5 protein-coding genes are annotated in these 2940 nt (G+C 29.0%); all 5 read left to right on the top strand.

Translation table 11 applies throughout. From position 1 onward, the window contains the following. Positions 1 to 128 precede the first annotated feature (128 nt). The 5 genes from B3J26_RS05840 to B3J26_RS05820 all read left to right on the top strand — a co-directional run bounded on the left by B3J26_RS05840 (position 129) and on the right by B3J26_RS05820 (position 2820). Positions 129 to 833 carry a phosphoadenylyl-sulfate reductase gene (locus B3J26_RS05840; RefSeq protein ID WP_291073724.1) on the top strand — a complete coding sequence of 235 codons (705 nt, stop codon included), beginning with the start codon at positions 129 to 131 and terminating at the stop codon, positions 831 to 833. An 83-nt stretch (positions 834 to 916) separates the two neighbouring features. After that, positions 917 to 1477 (top strand): Crp/Fnr family transcriptional regulator, encoded by a 561-nt coding sequence (locus B3J26_RS05835; protein WP_291073722.1) that lies wholly within the window; start codon positions 917 to 919, stop codon positions 1475 to 1477. A 113-nt stretch (positions 1478 to 1590) separates the two neighbouring features. Next, on the top strand, positions 1591 to 1878 hold the full coding sequence (locus B3J26_RS05830) for a DMT family transporter (protein ID WP_291073726.1): 288 nt from the start codon (positions 1591 to 1593) through the stop codon (positions 1876 to 1878). After that, positions 1878 to 2399, top strand: a complete 522-nt coding sequence (locus tag B3J26_RS05825) for a GNAT family N-acetyltransferase (RefSeq protein WP_291073720.1) — start codon at positions 1878 to 1880, stop codon at positions 2397 to 2399. Before B3J26_RS05830 ends, B3J26_RS05825 begins: the two co-directional genes overlap by 1 nt. Before the next feature lie 94 nt (positions 2400 to 2493). Further along, positions 2494 to 2820, top strand: a complete 327-nt coding sequence (locus B3J26_RS05820) for a DUF493 family protein (RefSeq protein ID WP_291073718.1) — start codon at positions 2494 to 2496, stop codon at positions 2818 to 2820. Positions 2821 to 2940 lie beyond the last annotated feature (120 nt).

Raw genomic sequence — 2940 nt, 5'->3', positions numbered from 1 at the left:
ATTACCTAAATGCACTACGGGTATTATATCTATAAAATTAGTCGAGATTAGTGTTGTTTTAGAAAATTGGAATTAATACATTTGTTAAAATAAATACTCTATAAAAACTATAGATATTATATAAGAAAATGAATCAACTAAAAGAGATATTAGAAAAAGTTACAGGACAAGTAAGTTTAGAAGAAAAATTATTTTTTTTGAATAACAACGTTAAAGAAAAAATAGTTTTTTCGACAAGTTTTGGTTTCGAAGATCAAGTTATTTCTCATGTTATTTTAAGTCAAAAATTAGACAATATTAAGATTTTTACTTTAGATACAGGTCGTGTTTTTCAGGAAACGTACAATACGTGGAACAAAACAGAATTTAAATATCAAGCGAAGATTAAACCATTTTATCCACCAACAGAGGAGTTAGAAAATTTTGTTGAAGAAAATGGAATTAATCCTTTTTACGATTCGGTTGATTTAAGAAAACAATGTTGCTATATCAGAAAAGTAATTCCTTTGAATCGTGCATTAAAAGAAGCATCAGTTTGGATTACAGGTTTGCGTGCGGAGCAATCGAATAATCGACATGATATGCACGAAATAGAGTTTGACGAAGAAAAACAACTATTCAAATTTAATCCGTTGATTGATTTTACAACAGAGGATTGTTTTGAGTATTTGAAAGAAAATAGAGTTCCTTACAACCCGTTACACGACAAGGGTTTTATAAGTATTGGTTGTGCTCCTTGCACACGTGCTATAAACGAAGGCGAAGATTTTCGTGCCGGTAGATGGTGGTGGGAAGACAATAGTAAAAAAGAATGCGGTCTACATGCAAAGTAGATTTCAGGTGTTAATTTAATTTGAATGACTCAGCCTATTTTAGGTTGAGTTTTTTGTTTACTTTTACTAGATATGTTTCAATAATGGAAATAGAACTAATATTAGATCAAATTTCACCACTTTCCTCGCAGTCTATTCAATTGATTGCAGATAAAATTCAACTAATTCGATTATCAAAAAACACGACGCTTATTGATGCCGATAAAGTTGAGAAAAAGTTATATTTCATCAAAAAAGGAATTGTTCGTGCGTATACGATAGACGATGGAAAAGAAATTACGTTTTGGTTTGGGAAAGAAGGCGATTTGATTTTATCGACGCGAAGTTATGTCGAAAATAAAATTAGTTACGAAACAATCGAATTAATGGAAGATTGTGAGCTATATGAAGTTAAATCTTCAGACTTACAATTGTTTTATGCGACAAATTTAGAAATTGCAAATTGGGGAATAAAACTTGCTGAAATTGAATTGATAAAAACTGAAGAGCGTTTTATTTCTAGGCAACTAGGAACGGCGATTGATCGTTATAAAAAATTATTAGAAGAAAATCCAAGTTTGATAAATCGTGTGCAATTAGGTTATATTGCATCGTATTTAGGCATTTCCCAAGTGACATTAAGTAGAATTCGCGCCGAAATTTAAGCGAATAATTTTTTAACATTTGTAAAAAAATACTATTTTTTTCTAATTCATCTTTGCAGTAAAATATTAACAAAATGAATTGGATTTTATTGATTTTAGGAGGATTATTCTAGATCGGATTTACATCGTCTTTAGGAAAAGCCAAAGAAACAACAGGTTCGGAAATGTACATGTGGTACGGAGCATTTGCAATTTGCTTGGTCGCAAGTATGACTTTATTAATCAAAGCTACACAAACTTTACCTTTGGGAACTGCTTATGCAGTTTGGACTGGAATTGGTGCTGTTGGAACAGTTTTAATCGGAATTTTTGTATTCAGAGAACCAGCTAATTTTTGGAGAATATTCTTTATTTTTACACTAATTAGTTCAATTGTAGGATTAAAATTTGTTTCGAATTAATGAAGGAAGAAATTACAATAAAAAGAGTCAAAGAAATAGATATATTACAGCTTCAAGAAATCTCTAAAAAGACTTTTGCAGATACATTTTCATCTTCTAATTCAGAAGAGGATATGCAAAAATATTTGACTGAAAGTTTTTCAGAGGATCAATTATTAAAAGAATTAAAGAATCAAAATTCGTTGTTCTTTTTTGCAATGATTAATCAAGAAATTGTCGGTTATCTGAAATTGAATATTGGTGATGCTCAAACAGAAATTTATGATATGAATTCTTTAGAAATTGAGAGAATTTATGTGTTAGAATCGTTTCAAGGAAAGAAAATTGGACAAATTCTTTTTAATAAAGCTATAGAAATAACTAAAAACTTCAACTTAGATACAATTTGGTTAGGAGTTTGGGAAAAGAATATTTCTGCGATTAATTTCTATTTAAAAAATGGTTTCGAAAAATTTGATCAACATATTTTTAGACTTGGTGACGATGAACAAATAGATTATATGATGAGATTGGATTTATAAGATTTAAAATATGCCAAAATGTCTTATTAATTCTATATTTTATCAGTATTGTGAAGTGGTATTGTTTTTGACATTGTAACTACAAAATAATAAAATGGACACAAATAGAGATTATACATTCGAAGAAATACCAGATAGATCTCACAACGAGCAAGATTTTTATACTAAATTCAGAGAGAGATTAGATGATGTACAAAAATTTCCAGCAGATTATTTGTTCAAATTCATTTATCCTTCAAGTGAAGAAACGATGAAAAAAATCAAAGATATTTTTGCAGGAACGAATGCTGAGTTTGAATACAAAGCTTCAAAAAATAGAAAATATACATCTATTTCGATTAAACTTTATGTAATTGATGCGGATACAGTAATCAATTATTACAAAGAAGTTTCGAAAATAGAAGGCGTTATAATGTTATAAGAAAAGGTTGCAATTGCAACCTTTTTTATATTTTGAAAAGAGTAGGGGAGTTATAAAATCTTAGAAAAATCTTTCGTATCTAATAATTCTTTAAAAACGACACTATCCTATCAAGTGTGT

Origin of the sequence: Empedobacter sp. UBA5987 (assembly GCF_002429865.1) — a bacterium.
In the GTDB taxonomy this organism is placed as follows: Bacteria; Bacteroidota; Bacteroidia; order Flavobacteriales; family Weeksellaceae; genus Empedobacter; species Empedobacter falsenii_B.
Note: the sequence above shows the minus strand (reverse complement) of the source record. Positions and strands in the feature narration are given on the sequence as shown.